The sequence below is a fragment of the Halorubrum saccharovorum DSM 1137 genome (genome assembly GCF_000337915.1).
Taxonomy (GTDB): Archaea; Halobacteriota; Halobacteria; order Halobacteriales; family Haloferacaceae; genus Halorubrum; species Halorubrum saccharovorum.
On sequence record NZ_AOJE01000034.1, the window covers coordinates 1 to 610 of the forward strand.

Below are 610 nucleotides of genomic sequence, written 5' to 3' on the forward strand. Positions count from 1 at the left end.
GGCTCGTAGAGTGCGGGCGGCGTCCGCCACGAGTCCTTCTTCTTGTTGGCGACGAACGCCATGCTCGTTCCGTCGGCGGTCGTCGGGGCGGCGGTGTCGTCAGTGCTCATTGGTAGCCTCGTGAAGCGTTGTCTGCGGGTGTGGATCGTACACGTTGCCGGGCGTCACGACGACGCCGAAGCTATCCAGCACGTCGAGAAGCGCGGCCGGTACGTCGCCGAACGCAGCGATCGCGAGTGGGAACGACGGGTTGCGGTCTTCGCCGATGAACGGGATCCGTCCGGGACCGACGAAGCACAATGCCGGTGCGCCCCACATGTGATCACGGAACCAGCCGGCTTCCGTCGCGGCGGGGAGAAGCACGATCATGGTGTCGACCGCGTCGCGTTGGGCCTCGTTCCGCGCCTTCCGGAGCCACCGCCTTTTCGGCGTCCCGTCGCTGTCTTCGCTGGTCCACGGCGGGTTCAGGAACACGTCGCCGTGCCACGGCTGCGCCAGCCCGTCGTCCGCCTCGGTGTATCGCTGGTCGGCGATCGGCACCGGCTCGGCCCCGCTCGCCGGGTCGAGGTCGAAGCCGTCGACGGCCCACGAGAGCGGGCGCCCGATCCGG

At 69.0% G+C, this 610-nt stretch carries 1 protein-coding gene; it reads right to left on the reverse strand.

The features are described from left to right. Nucleotides 1-99: 99 nt before the first annotated feature. A partial coding sequence (locus C471_RS08415) for a DNA N-6-adenine-methyltransferase (RefSeq protein WP_004048165.1) occupies nucleotides 100-610 on the reverse strand: 511 nt, incomplete at its 5' end.